The organism is Streptomyces sp. NPDC002680 (assembly GCF_042889145.1).
GTDB lineage: Bacteria > Actinomycetota > Actinomycetes > Streptomycetales > Streptomycetaceae > Streptomyces > Streptomyces adonidis.
Window position 1 is genome coordinate 416,372 of the sequence record NZ_JBIAQP010000003.1, and the last position, 20,688, is coordinate 437,059.

General features: G+C 68.1%; 22 protein-coding genes. 5 read left to right on the forward strand and 17 right to left on the reverse strand.

All coding sequences use genetic code 11. From position 1 onward, the window contains the following. Window positions 1–231 precede the first annotated feature (231 nt). From ACFYXF_RS11550 to ACFYXF_RS11600, 11 genes are all read right to left on the reverse strand, one after another. On the reverse strand, window positions 232–1,425 hold the full coding sequence (locus tag ACFYXF_RS11550; protein ID WP_389349320.1) for a pyridoxal phosphate-dependent aminotransferase: 1,194 nt from the start codon (window positions 1,423–1,425) through the stop codon (window positions 232–234). A gap of 79 nt (window positions 1,426–1,504) precedes the next feature. After that, window positions 1,505–2,266, reverse strand: coding sequence for an amino acid ABC transporter ATP-binding protein (locus ACFYXF_RS11555; RefSeq protein WP_389349321.1), 762 nt, complete (start codon window positions 2,264–2,266; stop codon window positions 1,505–1,507). Beyond that, window positions 2,266–3,183: an amino acid ABC transporter permease gene (locus ACFYXF_RS11560; protein WP_389349322.1), complete on the reverse strand. Its 918-nt coding sequence runs from the start codon at window positions 3,181–3,183 to the stop codon at window positions 2,266–2,268. The genes ACFYXF_RS11555 and ACFYXF_RS11560 overlap by 1 nt, the downstream gene beginning before the upstream one ends. Beyond that, window positions 3,180–4,052 (reverse strand): ABC transporter substrate-binding protein, encoded by an 873-nt coding sequence (locus ACFYXF_RS11565; protein ID WP_389349323.1) that lies wholly within the window; start codon window positions 4,050–4,052, stop codon window positions 3,180–3,182. Before ACFYXF_RS11565 ends, ACFYXF_RS11560 begins: the two co-directional genes overlap by 4 nt. Window positions 4,053–4,141: 89 nt before the next feature. Beyond that, window positions 4,142–4,924 (reverse strand): SDR family oxidoreductase, encoded by a 783-nt coding sequence (locus ACFYXF_RS11570; protein WP_389349324.1) that lies wholly within the window; start codon window positions 4,922–4,924, stop codon window positions 4,142–4,144. Window positions 4,925–4,972: 48 nt separating this feature from the next. Beyond that, window positions 4,973–5,839 (reverse strand): fumarylacetoacetate hydrolase family protein, encoded by an 867-nt coding sequence (locus ACFYXF_RS11575; protein ID WP_389349325.1) that lies wholly within the window; start codon window positions 5,837–5,839, stop codon window positions 4,973–4,975. A 341-nt stretch (window positions 5,840–6,180) separates the two neighbouring features. After that, window positions 6,181–6,885 (reverse strand): GntR family transcriptional regulator, encoded by a 705-nt coding sequence (locus ACFYXF_RS11580; protein ID WP_389349326.1) that lies wholly within the window; start codon window positions 6,883–6,885, stop codon window positions 6,181–6,183. A gap of 465 nt (window positions 6,886–7,350) precedes the next feature. Beyond that, window positions 7,351–8,178 carry a pentapeptide repeat-containing protein gene (locus ACFYXF_RS11585; protein ID WP_389349327.1) on the reverse strand — a complete coding sequence of 276 codons (828 nt, stop codon included), beginning with the start codon at window positions 8,176–8,178 and terminating at the stop codon, window positions 7,351–7,353. 300 nt (window positions 8,179–8,478) lie between these two features. Continuing rightward, window positions 8,479–9,276, reverse strand: a complete 798-nt coding sequence (locus ACFYXF_RS11590) for an SDR family NAD(P)-dependent oxidoreductase (protein ID WP_389349328.1) — start codon at window positions 9,274–9,276, stop codon at window positions 8,479–8,481. A 169-nt stretch (window positions 9,277–9,445) separates the two neighbouring features. Next, on the reverse strand, window positions 9,446–9,970 hold the full coding sequence (locus ACFYXF_RS11595) for a nuclear transport factor 2 family protein (RefSeq protein ID WP_389349329.1): 525 nt from the start codon (window positions 9,968–9,970) through the stop codon (window positions 9,446–9,448). 3 nt (window positions 9,971–9,973) lie between these two features. Continuing rightward, window positions 9,974–11,044 (reverse strand): zinc-binding dehydrogenase, encoded by a 1,071-nt coding sequence (locus ACFYXF_RS11600; RefSeq protein ID WP_389349330.1) that lies wholly within the window; start codon window positions 11,042–11,044, stop codon window positions 9,974–9,976. A gap of 96 nt (window positions 11,045–11,140) precedes the next feature. On the opposite strand from ACFYXF_RS11600, the gene ACFYXF_RS11605 reads away from it, so the two are divergent. Continuing rightward, complete coding sequence (locus tag ACFYXF_RS11605; protein ID WP_389349331.1) at window positions 11,141–11,734, forward strand: TetR/AcrR family transcriptional regulator; 594 nt, start codon at window positions 11,141–11,143, stop codon at window positions 11,732–11,734. Window positions 11,735–11,944: 210 nt separating this feature from the next. Here ACFYXF_RS11605 and ACFYXF_RS11610 read toward each other — a convergent pair whose 3' ends face one another. Then, on the reverse strand, window positions 11,945–12,784 hold the full coding sequence (locus ACFYXF_RS11610; protein WP_389349332.1) for an enoyl-CoA hydratase/isomerase family protein: 840 nt from the start codon (window positions 12,782–12,784) through the stop codon (window positions 11,945–11,947). 399 nt (window positions 12,785–13,183) lie between these two features. Further along, the gene (locus ACFYXF_RS11615; RefSeq protein ID WP_389349333.1) at window positions 13,184–14,992 is read right to left on the reverse strand and encodes a flavin-containing monooxygenase; all 1,809 of its coding nucleotides are present in this window, start codon (window positions 14,990–14,992) and stop codon (window positions 13,184–13,186) included. 218 nt (window positions 14,993–15,210) lie between these two features. Here ACFYXF_RS11615 and ACFYXF_RS11620 point away from each other — a divergent pair, with 218 nt between their 5' ends. Continuing rightward, complete coding sequence (locus tag ACFYXF_RS11620; RefSeq protein ID WP_389349334.1) at window positions 15,211–16,230, forward strand: SMP-30/gluconolactonase/LRE family protein; 1,020 nt, start codon at window positions 15,211–15,213, stop codon at window positions 16,228–16,230. 14 nt (window positions 16,231–16,244) lie between these two features. Here ACFYXF_RS11620 and ACFYXF_RS11625 read toward each other — a convergent pair whose 3' ends face one another. From ACFYXF_RS11625 to ACFYXF_RS11640, 4 genes are all read right to left on the reverse strand, one after another. After that, complete coding sequence (locus ACFYXF_RS11625) at window positions 16,245–16,835, reverse strand: TetR/AcrR family transcriptional regulator (RefSeq protein WP_389349335.1); 591 nt, start codon at window positions 16,833–16,835, stop codon at window positions 16,245–16,247. Between the two features lie 288 nt (window positions 16,836–17,123). Then, the gene (locus ACFYXF_RS11630) at window positions 17,124–17,516 is read right to left on the reverse strand and encodes a hypothetical protein (protein ID WP_389349336.1); all 393 of its coding nucleotides are present in this window, start codon (window positions 17,514–17,516) and stop codon (window positions 17,124–17,126) included. Between the two features lie 29 nt (window positions 17,517–17,545). Next, complete coding sequence (locus ACFYXF_RS11635) at window positions 17,546–18,310, reverse strand: IS5 family transposase (RefSeq protein WP_389349337.1); 765 nt, start codon at window positions 18,308–18,310, stop codon at window positions 17,546–17,548. Window positions 18,311–18,365: 55 nt separating this feature from the next. Continuing rightward, a complete protein-coding gene (locus tag ACFYXF_RS11640) occupies window positions 18,366–18,581 on the reverse strand; it encodes a hypothetical protein (protein WP_389349338.1) in 216 nt (71 codons plus the stop codon). A 194-nt stretch (window positions 18,582–18,775) separates the two neighbouring features. Between ACFYXF_RS11640 and ACFYXF_RS11645 the strand changes: the two genes are divergently transcribed. The 3 genes from ACFYXF_RS11645 to ACFYXF_RS11655 all read left to right on the forward strand — a co-directional run bounded on the left by ACFYXF_RS11645 (window position 18,776) and on the right by ACFYXF_RS11655 (window position 20,584). Beyond that, complete coding sequence (locus ACFYXF_RS11645) at window positions 18,776–18,916, forward strand: hypothetical protein (RefSeq protein ID WP_389349339.1); 141 nt, start codon at window positions 18,776–18,778, stop codon at window positions 18,914–18,916. A 226-nt stretch (window positions 18,917–19,142) separates the two neighbouring features. Next, window positions 19,143–19,892, forward strand: a complete 750-nt coding sequence (locus ACFYXF_RS11650; RefSeq protein WP_389349340.1) for an SAVMC3_10250 family protein — start codon at window positions 19,143–19,145, stop codon at window positions 19,890–19,892. Between the two features lie 491 nt (window positions 19,893–20,383). Then, entirely contained in the window at window positions 20,384–20,584 is a 201-nt protein-coding gene (locus ACFYXF_RS11655) for a hypothetical protein (RefSeq protein WP_389349341.1), read from the forward strand. Window positions 20,585–20,688: the final 104 nt, after the last annotated feature.

A 20,688-nucleotide genomic window follows, 5' to 3' on the forward strand; every position in this document is an offset into this window, starting at 1 on the left:
CAGCGCGGCGACGGACCAGCGCCGCCGGAAGGCGGGCCGGCCCGGTCGATGAAGGAAAGCAGCCATGGCAGAGGACTCCACATCCTGGCCTCGGGGACCTTGCCAGGCTCCCGGAACGGGACTGCGTAGTCGTCGTGCGGCTGCCGACAATCTGTAGTGGTTCTTATGTATTACAAAGGTGGCTCACATACGACTGGCGTAGTAGCTCTCCGCCGTGAGCCGCCTGAGTGTTCAGCTGCTGTGCACGGTGGCGACGAGACGGCCCAGTCCTTCGCGGAGGTCGTCGATGCCGCAGGCGTAGGAGATGCGCAGGGCGTGCTTGCCGCCGTCGGCGTCGAAGGCGGTGCCGGGTACGACGGCGACGTGCTGTTCCTCCAGCAGGCGCCAGGCCAACTCGTCGGAGGGGCCCAGGCGTTCGGGGTAGCTCAGGTACATGTAGAACGCTCCGCCCGGCTCACCGAGCGACAGGACGTTCTGCTGGGCCAGCACTTCCAGTGCCGCGTTGCGGCGCCGTTCGAACTCCTGGCGCATCGCCTCCCGTTCGGCGCCGGCCTCGTCGAGCGCGGCCGCGCCGCCGAGTTGCGCGAACGTCGTCGGGCAGATGGTGGTGAACTGCCGGATCCGCAGTGCGGGCCGTACGAGTTCCTTGGGCCCGGCGAGCCAGCCCAGCCGCCAGCCGTCCATCGCGTACGCCTTGGCGAAGCCGCCGACGACCAGTGTCCGGTGGCGCAGGTCGGCGACCGAGGCGGGCGAGATGTGCCGGCGTCCGCCGTAGACCAGCTCGGCGTAGATCTCGTCGGACAGCACCAGCGCCCGGGTGTCCCGGACGACATCGGCGACCCCGGCCAGCCGCTTGGGGTCGGTCACCGCGCCGGTCGGATTGTGCGGAGTGCACAGGACCACCATGCGGGTGCGCTCGGTCATCACGGCCGCCAGGGCGTCGGGGTCGACCTGGTAACCGTCGTCGGCGCTGAGCGGCAGGATCACCGGGGTCGCGCCGGCCAGCCGTACGCAGGCCACGTACGCCGACCAGGCCGGCACCGGTATGACGACCTCGTCGCCCGGGCCGCAGAACGCCATGATGGCGAGGAATACCGCCTCGTTGGCGCCGATGGTCACGAGGACCTCGTCGTCCGGGCTGTATGTGAGGTTGTGCCGCCGGTCCAGGTAGCGCGAGATGGCGGCACGCAGTTCCGGCTGGCCGGCGTTGGGTCCGTAGTGCACCTTGCCGTCCGCGATCGCCTGGGTCGCGCGCTGCTTGGCCACTTCGGGGGTGTCGAAGTCCGGGCGTCCGATCTCCAGGTGGATGACACGCTCTCCGGCGCGTTCCAGCTCGCTCGCGCGGTCGAAGATGGCGCGGATCGGGGAGGGCTTGATGTCGGCCAGCCGGGCGGCGGGCTGGGCGAGGTCGAATGTGGAATTCACCGTGTTCAGTCTCCTCAGAGGGGGCCGAGGCGTGGTCGGTAGGGCCGGGAGCGGCCTGCGGGTGCCGGGAAGGGGGGTGTCAGCGCACGCGTGCCAGGAAGCTGCGGGTGCGTTCGGCCCGGGGATTGTCGAGCACGTCGCTCGGAGGGCCCTGTTCGACGATCACTCCGCCGTCCATGAAGATGACGCGGTCGGCGACGTCGCGGGCGAAGCCCATCTCGTGCGTGACGACGATCATGGTCATGCCGTCGCGGGCGAGGTCCTTCATGACGGCGAGTACCTCGCCGACCAGTTCCGGGTCGAGCGCGGAGGTGGGCTCGTCGAAGAGCATCAGCTTCGGCCGGAGCGCGAGGGCGCGGGCGATGGCGACGCGCTGCTGCTGGCCCCCGGAGAGGTGGTTGGGGTAGGCGTCGACCTTGCTCGCGAGGCCGACTCGGTCGAGGAGTTGGAGGGCGTGGGCGCGGGCCTGCTCGCGCGGTTCCTTCTTGACCACGCACGCACCCTCGATGACGTTGTCGAGGATCGTGCGGTGCGGGAAGAGGTTGAACCGCTGGAAGACCATGCCGATATGGCTTCGCTGGCGGGCCAGTTCCTTGCCGCGCAGTTCGCGGAGGTGGTCCCCGGACGCGCGGTAGCCGATGATCTCGCCGTCGACGCTGATCACTCCGGCGTCGGGACGCTCCAGATGGTTCACGCACCGCAGCAGGGTGGACTTGCCGGACCCGGACGGGCCGAGCATGCACACGACTTCGCCGCGTTCGACGTCGAAGTCGAGCCCGTCGAGGACGGTCAGCATGCCGTACGACTTCTTCAGGCCGCGGGCCTGCACCATGGCCGCCATCACTTGGCTCCCTTCACGGTCTTGGTGGCCTTGGCGGTCGCGTGCGCGTGGCCCTGGCCGAGCCGCTTCTCCAGGACGTGCTGGCCGAAGGTGGCCAGCGACACCAGGACCAGGTACCAGATGCTGGCCACGATCAGCAGCGGGATGACCTGGTAGTTGGTGGCGTAGATGTGGGTGACGGAGGAGAGCAGGTCCTGGCCGGAGATGAAGGCGACCAGGGAGGTGGCCTTGAACAGGTTGACGAACTGGTTGACCGACGGGGGCACGATGACCCGCAGGGCCTGCGGGAGCAGCACGCGCCGCAGGGTCTGGCCGCCGGTCATGCCGAGCGACTCGGCCGCCTCGGTCTGGCCCCGGTCGATGGCCAGGAAACCGCCGCGTACGACCTCGGACATATACGCGGCCTCGTGCAGGCCGAAGCCGAGCAGCGCCGCCATGAACCAGTTGATCGCCTGGTTGGTGTCGATGCCGCCCGCGCTCTCGCCGAAGAAGACGGCGGGGCCGAGCAGCGGGAACACCAGGGCCAGGTTGAACCAGAAGATCAGCTGCACCAGCAGCGGCGTACCGCGGAAGAACCACAGGTAGAGGGAGGCCGCCGCGGACAGGACCCGGTTGTCCGAGGTGCGCAGGACCGCGATGACGACGCCGAGGACGGTGGCCAGCACCATGCACAGGACGGTGAGCAGCACGGTCCAGCCGACCCCGCGCAGTATCTCGGCCTTGAACAGGTAGTCGCCGACGACCGACCAGCCCATGTTCTCGTTCGTCGCAACCGACGCGACCATCAGCCCGAACAGGACGACGAGGACCGCGGTCGCCGCCCACTGCCAGGGCTTGCGATTCGGGGCAATCCGCAGACCGACGAGCCGGTCCACGTCCAGGGCGCTGTCGGACGTCATCGCAGTGCCCGTGGTCATGACGTCGCCGCGTTCACGCTCGGGGCCGGCATGGCCAGGTCCTTCATGCCCCACTTCTCGAGGATCTTGCCGTAACTGCCGTTCTGGATGATCTCCTTGAAGCCGGCCTCCAGCGCGTCCCGCAGCTCGGTGTTGTCCTTGCGGACGGCCGCACCGTGGAACTGCGGGTAGAACGGCTCGCCGACCACCTCGCCGTACTGGCCGGTCTCGGCGACATGACGGCCGATGACGACGTCGATGAGCATGGCGTCGGCGCGCTTGGTCTTCACCTGCATCATCGCCGCGGATATGTCCTCCAGCTGCAGGACCTTCACGGCTTTCTTGCCCGCGTCCTTGCACGCGGCGCTCTGCTCCTCGGCGAGCCGGGCGGAGATGCTGCCGGTCGCGGCGGCCACCGAGGCGCCGCACAGGTCGTCCTTGCCGGTCAGCTTCTTCGGGTTCCCCTTCTGCACGAACAGCGACTGGTACGACTTCGTGTAGTCGACGAAGTCCACCGCCTGCTGGCGTTCCTTGGTGTCGGTGAAGTCGCCCATGGCGACGTCGAACTTCTTCGACTGCAGTCCGGGGACGAGCGCGGGGAAACCGGCGTCGGAGAACTGGACCTTGACGCCCAGCGCCGAGCCGAGGGCGTCCATCAGCTCCCGCTCGAAACCGGCGGCCTTGGAACCGTCCTTGTAGAGGTAGGGAGCGACCGTGGTGCTGCCCGCGATCTTCAGCGTGCCGGAGTCCCTGATGCTGTCGGGGAGCTTGGCGTTCAGGGGATTCGAGGAAGCAGCGGCGTTCTGCGACGACGACTCACCGGAGCCGCAGGCCGTGAGCGTGAGGGCGGCGACCGTACAGGACGCGGCGAGGAACAACGTTCTCTTCATGGTGTCCTCCACTGAAGTGGTGAGGAGGGAAAGGGAGATGAAGGAGATGAAGTTGTGCTGCCGGCGGCAGGGGATCCGCCGGCACGGACTCACACGGACGCGATCAGTCCGCCGTCGATCCGGATGGTGCTGCCGGTGATGTAGCCGGCCCGCGGGCTGGCGAGGAACGCGATCATGTCCGCGTACTCGGCGGGCCTTCCGTAGCGCCCGACCGGGATGGAGGCGACGCTCTCCGCGGAGACGTCGGCGACCGGCCGTCCCTCGCGCGCGGCCTTGGCCTCGTCGAGCTGGGTGATCCGCCCGGTCGCGATCCGGCCGGGGACGACAAGGTTGCTGGTGATGCCGTACGCGCCGACCTCGCGCGCCAGTGTCTTGTTCCAGCCGACGAGGCTGGAGCGCAGCGCGTTGGACAGGCCGAGGTTGGGGATGGGCGCGATGACGCCGCTGGAGGTGCTGGTGATGACGCGGCCCCAGCCGCGCTCGCGCATGCCGGGCAGTACGGCGTCGGTGATGCCGATGACGGAGAGCACCATCGAGTCGAAGTACCGCGACCAGGTCGTACGGTCCTGGCCGGCGACCGGGGTGGGCGGCGGGCCACCGGTCACGTTCACCAGGACATCCACCGGGCCCAACTGCTCCCCGATCGCGGCCACATGACCGGAGATCGAGTCGAGGTCGCCGAGGTCCCACTGGACAGCGGCCGTCGCCGTCCGGGCACCCACGCGCTCCTGGACCGCGTCCAGTGCCTCCTTGTTGATGTCGGCGAGGGCCACCTTGGCCCCTTCGGCGGCCAGCGCGTCGGCGATCGCACCGCCGAGACCGCCTCCGGCGCCGAGGACCAGCGCCACTTTGTCCTGCAGGTTGAGATCCACGAAACAACTCCTGATGACTCTTGGGAGACGGCGAAGCCGGAAACGGCGTCAGTCGGCCTGGGGGTGGCGGGACTCCGCCCGCACCGTCGACTTCAGGTGCCCGATCCCGGGGATGACGGCCTCGACCAGGTCGCCGTCGGCGACCACGATCGCCCCCGGGGTGCCGGTCGAGATGATGTCGCCGGGGTACAGCGGCATCATCTGGCTGTGGAAGCTGATCAGTGAGGCCGGCCGGTGGGTCATGTTGGCCACGGTGTTGGTCCGGCGCTGGTCACCGTTCACGACCGTGGAGACCTCGATGTCCTCCACCGCTCCGAACCGCTCCAGGACCTCGGCCAGCGGGACGAGTTCGGGGCCGAAGCAGAAGAACGTGGGGAAGTTCTTGGCCCGGGTCAGGAAGCGGGGGTTCTGCCGGAGGATGTCCTCGGCGGTCTGGTCCAGGATCGTCGTGACGCCCCAGACGTAGTCGAGGGCGTCCGCCTCGGAGACGTTGCGGCAGTACCGCCCGATCACGATCCCCAGTTCGGCCTCGACCGTCGTGCGCTCGCTCTGCCACGGAATCACGATCGGCTCGTCGGGGCCGACGATGGTGTGGTCGCCCTTGATGAACGACGCCGGCTGGTCCGGCGCGGTCTCGCTCAGATCGGCGGCGTGGTCGCGGTAGTTGAGCCCGATGCCCCAGATCTTGTGGGGCCGCCGGTACGGGGCGGTGAACACCACGTCGTCCGCCGGGGCGAAGACCTCCGCAGGAGCCGTCTCCGCTGACGCCGTCACCTCGCGCCAGGTCTTCTCGTCCAGCAACGCCATCGCGTCCGATGGCAGGTGAGGCCAGAAGTCCTCCACCGCCGCCACGCCGCGATCGCCGACGACAACGGGAACCGGGCGCCCGTCCCGGACAATGCTCGCCAGTCGCATACGGATCGATCCTCTCTACACCGAGATACGGTATCTCGTATCCTGCTCTGGCGAGATACGGTATCTCGTATCTGGTTCCTGTCAACGGATGAGAGAGCACCGTGGCGCGGGCGGAAAATGAGTCACGAAGGCATGGGCCCTACACGGGCACGAAAAGTTCCTGAGGGCGGCACCGTCAGCGCTGTGTCAGTGAAGCCGCTGGTCAGGGCCCTGTCGCCGCGAGGGAGGCAGATCTTTCACGCGTCAGGTGACTGTGCTGAGTGACCAGCGGGACGCCGGGGAACTCCGGGCATGCCGATGACCCGTCCCAGCGAGGCCGGGACGGGCTGGCGTTCGTACAGTCAGGCGCCCTGTGCGCCCTGCTGTCCCGCGAGGGCGGAGAGAACCTTCTCCATCACATAGTTGATGTGGGTGTACATCTCCCGGGACGCGGTCTCGGCATCACCCGAGTTGATCGCTTCGGCGACGGCGACGTGGGCCTGTCCGCACAGCTGTGAGTCCCAGCCGGTGAGCACGTCACGTCGACGCAGGGTCTGGCACAGCACCAGTGTTTCGTCGATGCGCTGCTGCGCCGTCGCGTTGTTCGACGCCAGTGCCACCGCGTGATGAAACTGCTGGTCGAGAGTGCGGAAGCGCTCGGCGTCGTTGGCCTGGGCGGCCTGCAGGGACTCCTCGGCCAGTGGCAGCAGCTGTGCCCGCCGGGCGGTGTCGGCCCGCTCGGCGGCGAGCCGCGCCGTCAACGCCTCCAGTCCTGCCCTGACCTCGTACGCCTCGCGGATCAGCCGCGCCGAAGGGACGACGACGTGCGCGTTGCCGTCGATCATCGAGACCAGCCCGATCATGCGGAGCTGGAGCAGTGCCTCGCGCACCGGGGTCTTGCTCACCCCGAGCATCGATGCGATCTTGGCTTCGCTCAGCCGCTCCCCGGGCGGCAGCCGCTTGCTGACGATCAGCTCGCGCACTTGGTCGAGCACGATGTCGCCCAGTTTCCTGGGCCTCTCCAGCGAGACCTCCACCGAGACGTCGCTCGCCGTGCCGTTGCCCATCGAAGTCCTCTGCCATGTCGGACGGAAACCCTGCGCAGCTCGCCCTTGCGCCGGCCGAGTCTGCTGATGTCGACCATAGATGCCTGTCATCCTGAGCCGACGCCACCTGGAATACAAGATATCGTATCTCGTCAAGCTTCGGTCAGGCCATGGGGGAGGCACCGTCGGGTCCGGCCGGAGTCCGGAGCGGCCGACCGTGGACCGCCGACACGAAGCCGGGTCTGCGCGAGTGGGGGACGGGCCAGGCGGCCGTGGGAGATGAGGGAGGCGGCCTGCTTGAGGCGGCGGGCCCTGATGCTGACCCTGTAGCCGTTTCCGGTGCGTTCCAGACGGGTTGGGGCGACGCGCAGTCAGAGGGTGGCATGGAGATGGCGGCCGAGGCATTCGGATCCAACCCCCTGCGACCATTCGCAGGGCTGGGGTCTCGTTCGAGTGCTCGTGCGCGGTGGGCGAGTCCACTTGGCGTCAGCTCTGTGGGGCCGGAGCGCGGTGGGGCGCGGGCGGTGTGCCGACGCCGGTGGCCCCGGTGAGGTCCGCGCCAGTGAGGTTTGCGTCGGTGAGCGTGGCGCCTGTCAGGTTGGCGTTCTTCAAGCTGGCGTCGGTGAACGTCGTGTACGAGAGGTCGCAGCCGCTGAGGTTGGCTCCGTCGAGGTTGGACCCGGCGAAGCAGAACCCGCTCAGGTCGTGGTCGACCAGCTCGGCGCCGCGCAGGTCGACCTTCTCCAGCTCGATGCTGTCTCCCGGCAGAACCATGCTGCGTCGGCTCAGCGCCGCAATGGCTCCGCCGACGTCGTCGCGGAGCCCACCGGTGTAGCGCGGCCGTTCGGCGTCCACCTCACCGGGCGGACGGGTCGGCGGCCAGGGGGCCTGTTGCCTGACGAAGGAGGCCAGCAGCGCGGCCACATGGCCGCGGTAGTGCGGTGCCGCGTCGGCGATCTGCTCCATGGCGTACACGCCGCCGTGCCGAACGGACACCTGCTCGCTCGACAACTGCTCGATGGCCCGCGTGAACAGGTCGATGAACTGCCCTTCCCTGCTCACGCGGATCTGGCGCAGGGTCAGTACCGAACCCAGCCCGATGCCTCCCAGCGCGACCAGACCCGCCGCACCCTGCAGAAGCACCACGCGTACGTCGTTCGCTGCTTTGAGACGGTCGGCAGCCGAAAGCTGGAACCCGCCGTGGACGCCGATGTCGTGCCGCACGATCCACGCGGGCGCGAACGCCACGCACCAGCCCAGCAGTACGCCAATCCCCACCGTGATCACCACTGCCGGCAACGCAGTTCGCCGCATGCCCGAAGCATGAAGGCCATCCCCAACTGCTGACAAGGACGGGACCGGTCGACAGCGTGCAGTATCGATCACTCGTCGTCACAATCGCGGTCCGATCTGGACACCAACACCGGTGCTTGACGACGCCCGCAGTCGGACCTTGATCCGGTCCATCCGCACATGGTGCTCATGGACGTACGGATGCTTGGGATGAACGGGCTGGAGGCCGCGAGGGACCTGTCGGAATCCGAGATCGCCGGAACACTCGCCACGGACTCAGAAGATCGTCCTGAAACGAGATCTTCAGTGCCGTTCGTCTCCCTAGCCGCGCGTGGACGCGCTCCGGCTCATCGCAAGTACCGCGTCGCGGCGGTTGAGTCCGCCGAACGGTGAGCCGCCGGTTGGGGCGTCGCTGCCGCAGATCCAGGTGGGGCCGTCGGCCAGGTGGTCCAGCGCCTCCTCGGCAACGTCCCTGGGGTCGGCCGCCTCGCCGCCGTACGCGCGGCCTTGTGCCTCTTCCGCACGGCGCAGCGATGGAGTGTCGGTCCTGCCGAGGACGAGCCCCAGGACGTCCACTCCGCTGTCGCGCCACTCCGCCCACAGGCTTTCCGCCAGGATGAGATCGAACGCCTTCGTCGCGCCGTACGTGGCGAGCGTGGCCCCGCCTGCCCAGGCCGCGCCGGACGTCACCAACACCACGGCACCCCGCTTCCGTTCCACCATCGGGGCGCCGAAGCGGTAGGCCGCTTCCAGTACGGCGGCGCAGTTGCGGTGGACCAGTCCCAGGTGGGTGTCGAGATCCTTGTCGAGGAACGCGACGCTTCGGTCGTCGCCACCGGCGTTGTAGACGAAGAGCCCGACCTCCAGGTCGGAGGTCGCGCGTGCGAGTGCCTCCAGGGCGCCCGTGGCGCTGAGGTCGAGCGCGACCGTGCGGGCCTCGACGCCGTGCTGCGCCCGGATGTCGTCGGCGCATGCCTCCAGCACAGCTGAGCGCCGTGCCACCAGTACGACGTTCATGCCACGGGAGGCCATCCCGTGGGCGAACGCGGCACCGACTCCGTCGGATCCGCCGGCGACGATCCCCCACGGCCCGTACGTGGTCGTGAGAATTTCAGGCATTCCGTACTCCTCATCTGGGTCTACCGGTCAACTGGAATGAGCAGAAGGGCAGTTCACGCGCTCGCCTCGGCGAGGAGTTGCGCGGTCAGGACGACGACGAACACGACGTTGGCCACCAGGCGGTTGAGGATCGGCCGACCCGTACGGCCCGGGCCGATGAATCCGATCTTCACTCGTCCTCCAGGTGGCCGCGGATGGGCGGCGCGAGCATCTCCCGGTGTTCGGCGCTCCCGTCGAGGTTGGCGTTGACGCGTTCGGCGATGCGCCAGCCCTGTTCGGTGCGGACCCAGCGCCAGGTGTTCGCGGAGACCTGGAAGACCCAGAAGCGGCCCGCGTCGGCGTCCCAGCGCAGATGCAGCGCGTGGCTGCGGCCGGTGGCCTCGTCGCCGTCGACGACGATGTGGGGCGCGGTCAGGACGTGACCGCAGCCCTTGTGGATCAGGCTCTGGTGGCCGGCGCCGTGCACCATGCCGACGATGTCGTCCTGTCCTTGCATCCGTAGATGGGGGATGGCATCGAAGACGCCGTCGTCGGTCCACAGTCCTGCGGCGGCCTCGCCCGAGCCGCTGTCGACCGCGGGCCCGTACTGGGCGACGAGTTGCATGATCTCGACCTGGTCCTCCAGGGCGCGCACCTTCGCCGCCAGCCTTTCCACCGTGGCGCGCAACTGGGTAAGTTCGTCGGTCTCGCTCATCCGTCACAGCTCCCCGGGTAGAACGACGATGCGGGCCGGCCCGTTCGCGTCGCGTGCGGCGTCGAGCGCTTCGGGCACCTCGTCGAGCCCGACCGTCCGGCCGAGCATCGGCGTGACGTCGAGGCCGCCCGAGCAGACCGCCTCGAACGCCTCGTCCCAGTGGTCCGGTGACGGGCCGCCGCCGAACTGGATGTTGATGCCCTTCCGTTTGGCGGTCAAGGTGTGCAGGTGGTCGCCCTCCGGCGGACCGCCCACGGAGAAGATCCGGGTGCCGCGCTCGCACCCCTTGATGATCGAGTCGAGGACGCCGGGAACCCCGACGCACTCGAAGACGACGCACCCCGGCAGTCGGCCGGCCATCGCCGTCATCAGGTCCTTCGTCGGTCCGTCCGGCCCGTACGCCACATCCCGCCAGGCCCGGTACGGCGACATCTCGGCGGGATCGACGACCAGGTCGGCCCCCATGGCCAGCGCGGTCCTGCGCCGTGAGGCCACGAAGTCGACCGCGACGACCGGTCCCACACCGAGCCGTCGCAACCGCGCGATCACCGACAGGGCGACGGCACCGCAGCCGATGACCAACGGGACTTCCCTGGCCGTGACTTGGGCCCGTGACGCCGTCGACCAGCCCACCGAGATCGCGTCGGCGACACACACGACCTCGCTGGGCAGGTCGGAGGCCACGACCCGGGTCATCGCTTCGGTGAGCAGGAAGTACTCGCCGAATCCGCCGGGCGAGTCCGGGTTCTGCCCGATGATGCGGCGCCCGGCGGGCGTGGACAGCACCGGCAGGGAACTCACCCGGGTCCCGACGGGGATACGGCGTTCGGTGCCGGGCCCGTGGCCGACGACCTCGGCGCAGTACTCGTGCCCCATGACGATGTCGACGTCCTGGTCGTACGTCGACATCCCGCTGTCGTCGTCGGCGCCCGCCTCCGGATGGTCCATGAAATGCAGGTCGGAGGCGCAGATCCCGCACGCGAGCGAGCGGACGAGGAGCTGGCCGGGGCCGGGAACCGGGTCGTCGACGACCCGTACCTCGACCGTTCCGCCCCGCAGCACCGCAGCGCGCATCAGGTTCTCCCACCCGAGAAGCCGGTTCTCGCCTACGTCAGGGGACTCTAGCGACGCCGGGCGGATTATAGAAGACCGTCTCCTATAATTGAGGGCATGACAGAGTCCCGCCGTCGCCCGGGGCGTCCACGCGACAAGAGCATCGACGAACGGGCCCTCGCGACGACCCGCGAACTGCTCGTCCGGCGCGGCTTCGACGCGACGACGATCCAGGCCGTCGCGGAGCACTCCGGCGTCCACGCCTCGGCCATCTACCGGCGCTGGCCGACCCGGATCGAGCTGATCGAGGAGGCCACGTTCCCCGGACTCAACCCGTTGAGCGTCCGGCCGACGGGCGACCTCCGGCGTGACCTGCGCCGCTTCGTCCGCGCCTACCTGGCGGCCTTCGGCGCACCCGCGGCACGCGCGGCGGCGGCCGGTCTCCTCGCCCACCACCAGACCTCGGGGCGCCCCCGCACGCCGGAGACGGACCTGCGGGTGTCGGCGCGGCCCCAGTTCCGGGACATCCTGCGCGCCGCACCGCCCGGCAGCGTCGACCCCGCCGTGGACCCGGACGACGCCTTCGACATGCTCCTCGGCGCGGTGCTCGCCCGCACCCTTCTGCTGCCGGTCACCACGCGACAACGCCCCCTGGAGCGCACTGTCGACATGCTGCTCCGGATGTTGCGGCCCCTCGACCGGCCGACGTGACCAGAATGGGGCCGCGGTCCTCCCCGGTGACGGCGCTTCTGCTGACGAGGGGTTCCTGACCTGCGTACGGATGCCGCTCTGGTGATGATCGTGAGGTTGTCAGGCACAACTACCGATACGGCGCCCGTGCCTTCCGGCTCCGTACTCGAACGACCGGCCCTGGCGCCAGGGCCGGCTCCCGGGCAGCATTCCGCCCTCGGACGGCGGATATCAGCCGCGAGAAGGCTGCGAGCGGAGGCCCTCGATGAGACCTTCCATGTCGAGTTCGCCCTGACGAGTCTGTGCCCCAGCGGCGACGGCAGCGTGAAAGAACTCGACGACCTGCGGGCTTACGACCTGCCGCAACAGCTTGTTCTCCTCCTGCAGTCCGTCGGGCACTGACAGACCGAAGCCCAAGTCGACCGCCTGCTTGGCCAGCGAGACCGCTTCGGGCGGGAAGGAGGCGATCCGCTGAGCGAGTCGCTCCACGAACCCGTCGAGTTCGTCCGCGGGCAGCGCCCGGTTGATCAGCCCGTACCGCTCGGCGAGTGCGGCGTCGAAGGCATCGGCGCCGATGATCATCTCGAGCGCACGCGACCGTCCCAGGAGACGTGGCAGGTACTGCGAGCCTCCGCCGCCCGGAAGGACGCCCAGACTCACCTCGTTCTGAGCGAACAGCGCCTTGTCGAGCGCCGCGAACCGGAGGTCGAGGGCCGAGATGAACTCGATGCCGCCACCGCGTGTCCGTCCGGCGATCTTCGCGATCGTGACCTGCGGCAGGGTCCGGTAACTCTCGTGCAGTTCCTCGACGAAATTCAGTGCGCCGTCCTGGAGTAGCTGCTCCAACACAGCCTTGTCCTCTATGTCCACGTGGGCGTAGAAGTAGTCAGGATCGGCGCTGTCGAACACGATGACGCCCACGGTGTCGTCGGTCCGGACCTCGGCGCTGAACCGGGCAAGGTCGGAGAGCAACACGTGATCGCCGAGATTCATCGGCGGATGGTCGATCGTGACGTGCGCGATGCGATCGCTCACCTGGATCCGCAGAGCCTTGTAACCGTCGTAAGTCATGCGTCAACTCCTGCACAGAGCACTTCGGGGTACCCGAGGCGTATCGCCGTCCCGCCTCCCTACGCTAAAACCTGACGTCGGTGTGAGGGGCAAGCCCGTTGAAGGCCCAGGCCAAGAGATGATTCGGAATCCGGGCCCAAGACCCGAAACCGGTCGAGTCGATGCCGTCGAAAGCAGCGGACGACCTGCTGATCGACGAGTTGGTGAGCCGTGCCCAAGGTGCGGCCATCAACTGACCGGCGAGGGCGGGCTGTTGCCGCTGCCGGGGCGCCCGCCGGCCGACGGCCACGGTGACTGCATCGCTGTATTCGCCCGTTCCGACGCACGGGGAGTATGGCGCCCTGCCCTGTGGGAGGTATCCGCCCCCCACAGGGATGCCCGCGGTCGGCGAGCGACGTTTTACCTGGGCTGGGGGGATGTCCTGGTCTGGAGGATCTCGGTCACGGCCCCTTCGCGCCATCGCTGGAGGAGTTCGTGGAAGGCGACTGCGCCGTGGGGGTAGGCGGTCGGGCCGTTGGGCCGGCCGCGTCCTTCCCGGTTGTAGTAGCCGGGAGTGCATTCGGCGTGGAACCACTCGTGGTCGGGGGCACCCTCGGCGAGGGCGGCGATCCAGGCGTCCTCTGATGCGCGGGACGGCTCGACGAGGGCGCTCTTGGCTTCGGCAGCCGCGACCAGCGCAGCGGCGTGAACGGCTTGCTCGTCAAGGATGTGCGTGAAGTTGACGCTGCTGGCGTTGTGCAGGGATCCCATCTGGATCAGGTTCGGGAAGCCGTTGCTGGTGAAGCCGTGCAGAGTACGCGGACCCTGTTGTGCCCGGGCGTGCAGCAGTTGGGTGCCGCCTCGGCCGTGGACGGGCAGGTTGCCGGAGCTGATGCCGGAGGTCCCGGCGGAGAATCCGGTGGCGAAGATCAGGCAGTCGAGCTCGTACGAGGTGCCTGCGACCACGACGCCGTGTTCGGTGATGCGCTCGATGCCGTGGGTGTCCGCGGTGTCGACCAGGGTGACGTTGGCGCGGTTGAAGGCCGGGTAGTACTTGTCGGAGAACGTGGGGCGCTTGCAGGCGTACCGGTACCAGGGTTTGAGCTTGGCGGCCGTGTCCGGGTCGGTGACGGTCTCCTCGACGCGGGCGCGGAGCTCGTTCATCTTGGCGGCGTCGGCGATCTCGTAGGCGGCTTCGAACGCCGTCCGGTCGCCGTGTCGGCGGAAGCTCGGCAGGAGCTTCTCCAGGAGGCCCGCCGACCTCGTCCACTGGTCCGCCACGAGGTCCTCCTCGACCGGCTCGCCGGAGACGATGCGGAGGTAGTTCTCGCGACGCTCGCGTGCCCAGCCGTCGCGGCCGGCGCCGACATCGTCCGCGGTGGTGCGTCGGTTGGCGCGCACGTCGACGGTGGAGGGGGTGCGCTGGAAGACGTAGACATGTCCGGCGTCCTCGGCCAGCATCGGAACGACCTGGATACCGGTGGCACCGGTGCCGACGATGCCCACCCGCTTGTGCGCGAGGCCGGTCATGCCGCCGTCCGGGGTGCCGCCGGTGTAGGCGTAGTCCCATCGCGACGTGTGGAACGTGTGCCCCTTGAAGTCCTCGATGCCAGGTATCCCGGGGAGCTTCGGTTCCGAGAGGGTGCCGGTCGCGGTGACGACGTACGTGGCTCGGAACACGTCGCCGCGGTCGGTGGCCACGATCCACGTCTCGGATGCCTCGTCCCAGGTCAATGAGGTGACCGAGGTGGAGAACAGGGCGTCTTCGTAGAGGTTGAACTTCCGTGCGATCCGTACCGCGTGGCGGCGGATCTCCTCGCCGGGGGAGTACTTCCACTCCGGTACGTACCCGGTTTCGTCGAGCATCGGCAGGTAGACGTGCGACTCGATGTCGCAGTGGATGCCCGGGTACCGGTTCCAGTACCAGGTGCCTCCGAAGTCGCCTCCCTTGTCGATGATGCGGATGCGCTCCACGCCTTCCTGCCGCATGCGGGCACCAGCGAGGATGCCGCCGAATCCACCGCCGATCACGGCGACGTCGACGGTGTCGTGCACCGGCTCCCGTTCGGCCACTTCTGTGTACGGGTCGGCCGCGTAGTAGCTGAACTCGGCGTCGGTGGCGCGGTATTGGCCGGCACCGTCGGGCTGTACGCGCCGCTCGCGTTCGAGGCGGTAACGCTGCCTCAGAGCGATGAGTTCGGCGCGGGTCGGGGCGTGAGGAATCGTCACGTGGGGGGCCTCGATCCTGTGGGCGTGCTGATGTGCAGGCCGCCCCGCAGTCGAGGCGAGGCGACTTGCCGTTACCGTAGCAACTACCGGACAGTGGTGTCCGGTTGGGGTCAGGGGGCGCACTGTCCGGCCGGAAGGCGTTGTCCCCGGCGCAGGAGCCTCCCCCACACCGGCCCCGCACCTGGCCCTCGTCCATCGACAGGAAGAGCGATCCCCCCATGCGACAACTCACGATCAGGCGCATTGCCGTACTCGCCACGATCGGCACCCTGACCCTGACCGGATGCGGTACAGAGACATCTGGCCCCGGCAGCAGCGAGGCTTCCCCCGGTACGGCCAGGACCATCACGGCCCAGAAGGTCATGCAGCTGACGACGGTGCACGAAGAGACCGGGATGACCCTGCTGGAGGGTCCGACCTTCGGCAAGGACGGCAGACTGCTCGTCGTCGACGTCACCGCGCCCGCGGGCGAGCCGAAGGTGATGAGCGTCGACCTCGCGAAGAAGACCTCGCGGGTGTTCCACACCGATGACCGGGGGGCCTACACCTCCGCGCAGTTCAGCCCGTACGACGGACGGCTCTATCTGACCGATTACGCCCACGGTGAGGTGGTGAGCCTGGCCCCGGACGGCAGCGATCCGCAGACCTTCTTCTCCGGCGATGTCGACGGAGCTCCGATGAACCCCGACGACATCGCCTTCGACAAGGAGGGCAACCTCTACCTCAGCGACTCACGTGGCCTGTCCGAGGGCGAGGAACAGGCCCGCGTGGTGCGGATCGACCGCGACGGCGAGAGGGCCACCGTCCTGGCCGGGCAGCTGGCCGCGACGAACGGAATCTCGTTCGACGTGGACTACCGCGGGCTGTGGATCAGCGAGCTCACCCAGAACCGGGTCTCCTACCTCCGCCTCGACGGAAACGGGAAGGTGACCTCCCGGCACACCGCCCTCCGCGTCGACGGTGGGATCGCCCAGACCGACTCCATCGCGGTGGACGCGGACGGCAATCTCTATCAGGCACTGCACGGTCGGCCCGCGATGATCGTGTACAGCAAGTTCGGTGAGCGCCTGGCGACCGTCGAGGTGCCCGGCCGCGCCGTGGGTCTCGAATCGGCGACGAACGTCGCGATCAGGCCCGGCTCACGGACGGCCTACATGACCGTCAGCGGACCGGCCGGAGGATACCTGTACACCTTCGACGCGCTGGCGAAGGGCGTCCGGCAGTCCAACGGCGGCTGAAACCCGTCGCCTGTTCACTCCTCGAAGGGGCGCACCGGCCCCACCGTGACGCCGAGCAGCCGCCAGGCCGCCAGCGCCCGGCGTTGCCGTTCCTCGCGGCTGTGGCCGGCGACGGCGCCGGAGACCATGGCGACGGCGAGCGTGAGGTCGCTCATCTCCCGCAGCAGGCCACCGTCCGGCAGGTGCCCGTCCAGGGCTCTTTCCACCCGCTCGGACAGGACCAGTGAGTGCGCGAGGTTCTTGGAGCTGCGGCCCGTCGCCTCAACGGACAAGAGGCCGATGAAAGCCGCCGACTCCGCCAGATGCCAGGTCAGCACACCGAGAACACTCGCGGAGGTCGCGTCCGGGGCCGCGGCCGCCTGCTCGATCTGCCGTACGTTCTCCTCCAGCACCGCACCGGCCACGGCGTCACGGTTGGGAAAGTGCCGGTAGAGGACGCCCTGCCCGACGCCTGCCTGGCGTGCTATCGCGGACAACGGAGCGTCCAGACCCTCCTGTGCGTAGATCTCTCGGGCAGCGGCGATCAGGGCGGCCCGGTTGCGGGCAGCGGCCTTGGACCCGCCGCTCGCGGGCCGCCGCTCGTCCGGTACGGGGGGCTGGGTCATCCCGGAAGGGTATCGGCGACGTCCCCCTGTGGTCGTTCCGGGAGGAAGGCCCGTCGGGCAGCTCGTCGCGTTCAAGCTGGGGGATGAGAGTCGCATGGCGGTCAGTGATCTGGTCGAGCGTGACATGCAGCCACTCAGCCTTTTCCAACCTGAGGTTGCAGGTCACGGGGCTGGCGTGGGACGGGGGTGGGGTTCTCGGGCTGGCCGGGTCCTTGATCGACAGCATGTGATGGTCCGCCGGCGGGAGGGTTGCGCCGACACATGGATCGTGCTGCTCTTTCGAGTGCCCTACCAGAGGGTGGCCGGTCCCGCGATGACCCAGCCGGCTTCGACGGGCTTGACCCAGAAGCTCAATGCCACCTCGATAATCTGCGCGCGGTAGGTGATCTCAACGTAGACACCGCTGCCGGTGTCGTCCCAGTGGAAGTCCGCAAGATTCAGTTCGCCGAGCCAGGACAGATCCTGCTCCCACTCGTCGGCAGCAGGACTTCTGCTCACCTCGTCCCCGTCGGCGCTTGCTTCGACAGACCCGGTCCACAGCGACTTGAGCACATGACGGACCGAGCTGTGATCGATGAGCTGTTCGACCTCAGGGATCCTCCCAGCTTGGAGCAGGCTGAAGTAGCGGCGAACGACAGCTTCGACGTCCGCCTTGGCAGGGTGCTCCGTCCAGATCCTCACCGCGAGATCATACGAGTTCCGTGACTGCCTCAGTTTGAGCTGACCAGTTGCAGGGTGAGGACGGCTTGGACGACGTTCGTCATCCGGGTCGTTGAACAGCGGAGTTTGCGGAGGAGCCACCAGGACTTGAGGGTGGCGATGGCTTGTTCGACCAGTGCCCGGATCTTGGCCTGAGACCGGTTGACGGCCTGCTGGCCGATGGACAATTTCTCCCAGCGGCTTCGGAAAGGGTGACGCACAGTCCCGCCTGCGCCCTGGTAGCCCTTGTCCGCCCAGCAGGTGATGCCGGCCTGGGCGAGAGCGTCGATGATGCCGTGCTCGCGTGCGGCCCGTACATCGTGGACCGCTCCGGCCAGAGCCGGTGAAGTCCACAGCAGTCGGCCCCTCGGATCGGCTATGACCTGAACGTTCATGCCGTGCTTCTTGTGTTTGCCCGAAAAGAAGGGCCGGTCGGCGGCGATCCTGTCGATCGGTAGAAGTGTCCCGTCCAGGATCGGGTATGCCTTCATCGACGCGGCCCGTACTGCTTCGGCGAGCGTGGGGGCAGGGGCGGCAAGGAGTTCGACGGCCTCGGTGATGTACCGGTAGACAGTGGTGGTGCCGATCCCGAAACCGGCCGCGAGCTGGGCGTAGGGCTGGCCGTTGCGGAGGTGGGCGAGGGCGAGCAGGGCCTGTCGGCCCGCGCTCAGGCGCCGCCACCGGGTCCCGAGAGCGCGCCGGCGTTCCTTCAGACGGGCGGCGAGGAAGCGCAGGACAGAGCTGGACACGTCGACGCCGGACGGGTAGATAGGCATGCGAAGCCTCTGGTGGAGACGGTTCTCTTGGTCGATAACCCATCTACCAGGGGCTTCATCCGTCTGTCAGGCCAACTGCCCAGCCCGCGCGGGATGTTGGAAGCTGAAGAGGAACCGGGGTGAGCGGGGTGTCCTTCAGAGCCTCGTTCGCGCTGGTGACGAGGCCGAGAAGGGCGCGATCCCGGTCGGATACGGCCATATATACGTGCAAGAGGGTGGCGCCCTCGGGCCAGCGGGCGTCAGCGAGCTTGAAGACGAAGGGCTTCAGCACGCGTCACAGTATCGCCCTCACACACGAACTTGGTTTTGGTCGAAAGAAGTTCGCCCGGTCGCCGGTCCCTGCCGGCCCCCTTCCAGAGAGCCAGCAGGTCAGGGCTGAGCAGGGCCGATGTGAAGGCGGGCGGAGGGCGGCGGTGACGCGGCTCGCCCCGCCCGCTGCTACTACCGCGCAGCGCAGCTGGCAGCGTGAGCGCCGCCGCCAGCTGCATCAGTGCCGCTCCGAACGTCATCGAAGAGCTCGAAGGCGCACTGTTCGTCCTGGTCAAGGACGGTGGTAACGGCATATTCTTCCACTTCCCCGCGGGTGTCCATCGCGCGAGCCGATGACATCAGCTTCGACCCCCAAGCCCTCGCCGGGCTTCCGGTGCGGGCCACGGTGCTCGGCATGTCCGGTCAGGACTGGTCCCAGCAGGTCAGCCCGTGTTTTCGCTGTCCGTCCCGCTGGGGTCCTGGTGAGCCCTGTGAGGGCTGTTCGCTGAGGCTGTCTGCCGCTCTTGACGATGTTCCCAGACAATGTGAGTAGCCGGACAAGAGATCCTCTGTGAGGAGTGCTGTGCGAGAACTTATATACCTCTCCGATAGCAAGTTACGCCAATTCTTGCCCGAGAAGCGAAAGCGCGCTCTCCGGGGGAATTGGCAGCTGAACTCGCCAATGGGCGGCGTCGGGTGGGAGCCCGAAGCTGCGGATGAGGAACGGCTGCGTAGCGATCGACTGCGTCAGGTTGTCAAGCACGTTTCTTCCTCGGCGCGGTGGTTTACCGAGCAAAATCTGTCGCCCGGCACTTGGGTTGAGTTCGAAGCGCCGTTGAACTATCGGACTCTGCGCGGTGTGGCATCGGGGATGGTGCTGTTCGTTGATCCCCCCTCCCCTGTCACGGGGTACGACTCGGGCGGCTCGGTTCGGCTGCTGCTGCACGGCTCGTCACGCCACCTGACCAGCGGTCAAGGGCTGGAAGAGGCCGATCCGCCATCCCTGTCCGGCGATATCATCGATGGCGGGGCTGGTAGCGCTCCTCCAGTGTGGGTCGAAACAGTGCGGTCTCCGGCGGGTCTACTGGTCGATTCCCTCACCGACCAGCCGGCCGCGACGAGTGACGAGCCGTTGCATAGCGGCGACCCTTGGACGCTTGCGGTGGGAACGCGACATCTACTGGATGCCCTTGATCGGCAGTTAATGCCGGAAACCGCACCATGGGTACGCGGTTTCGCTCGGATCACCGTCGCGCTTAATCCTGAATTCAGAGACAGAAATGTTCGGTACGTGGTGGGGACACCTCTATATGTGGAATATGCCATCCATTGATTCAATTTCCGCCTTGAGTAACCGGGCGGTGTGACCTTTTCGCGGACCGCCACACCGCCCGGCGCGCGGCCGCACCTTGTGTAAGCGTCCGCGTGAACTCCCAGGAGGTCCGCACCCATGGCTTGCGTGACCAGGCCGTTGATGCAGGGGCTGCGTGAGCTCGCGGTGGCCTCGTGTGCTGCTCCGAGGTCAGCTTCAGCACAACAAGGTGTGTGGTCGCGTTCGATGCCGTTCTCCGCCAGGAGGGCTACCGGCATGGGCGGTGGAGCAGCCCTCCGAAGGGGCGTAGGGGGAGCGGCCGCACCGGCCGCTCCCCTCTCTGTTCCCGTGACGGTGTCAGCGCGAGTTGAGGGGAGGCTTTCCATGAGTACGGCCCAGCCGGTCCCGTCGGCTCTCGCGGGCGGCAGGAGGCGGCGGTTCCGGAGTGCCGGAGGGCGTGAACACAATCAGGTAAGCCTCCAGGCCGGAGGCACTCTCGGTATCCGCGCCCGGTGCGGCTCGAACACCTGATGCACCGCACCGCGCCTGACCGGGAGGCGATGGCCGCAGCCAGCTGGGACGCCGTGTACGCGTCCGCGGTCGGGGTCGAGGTGAACGCGGAGCGACACGTGACGGTAGTTCCCTCACTGTCCGGGTGGGACTGCCCCAGCGTGCTGTGGCTGCGCCCGACCTACCGGCTGGCCACCCCGTAACCGCCGACTCCCTGGGGCAGATCCACGGGCCGTCCGCGGGCATGGCTACGGGGGTGGAATACGACCTCGTGGAGCGAGACATACAGGTCCGCGGGACTCTAAAA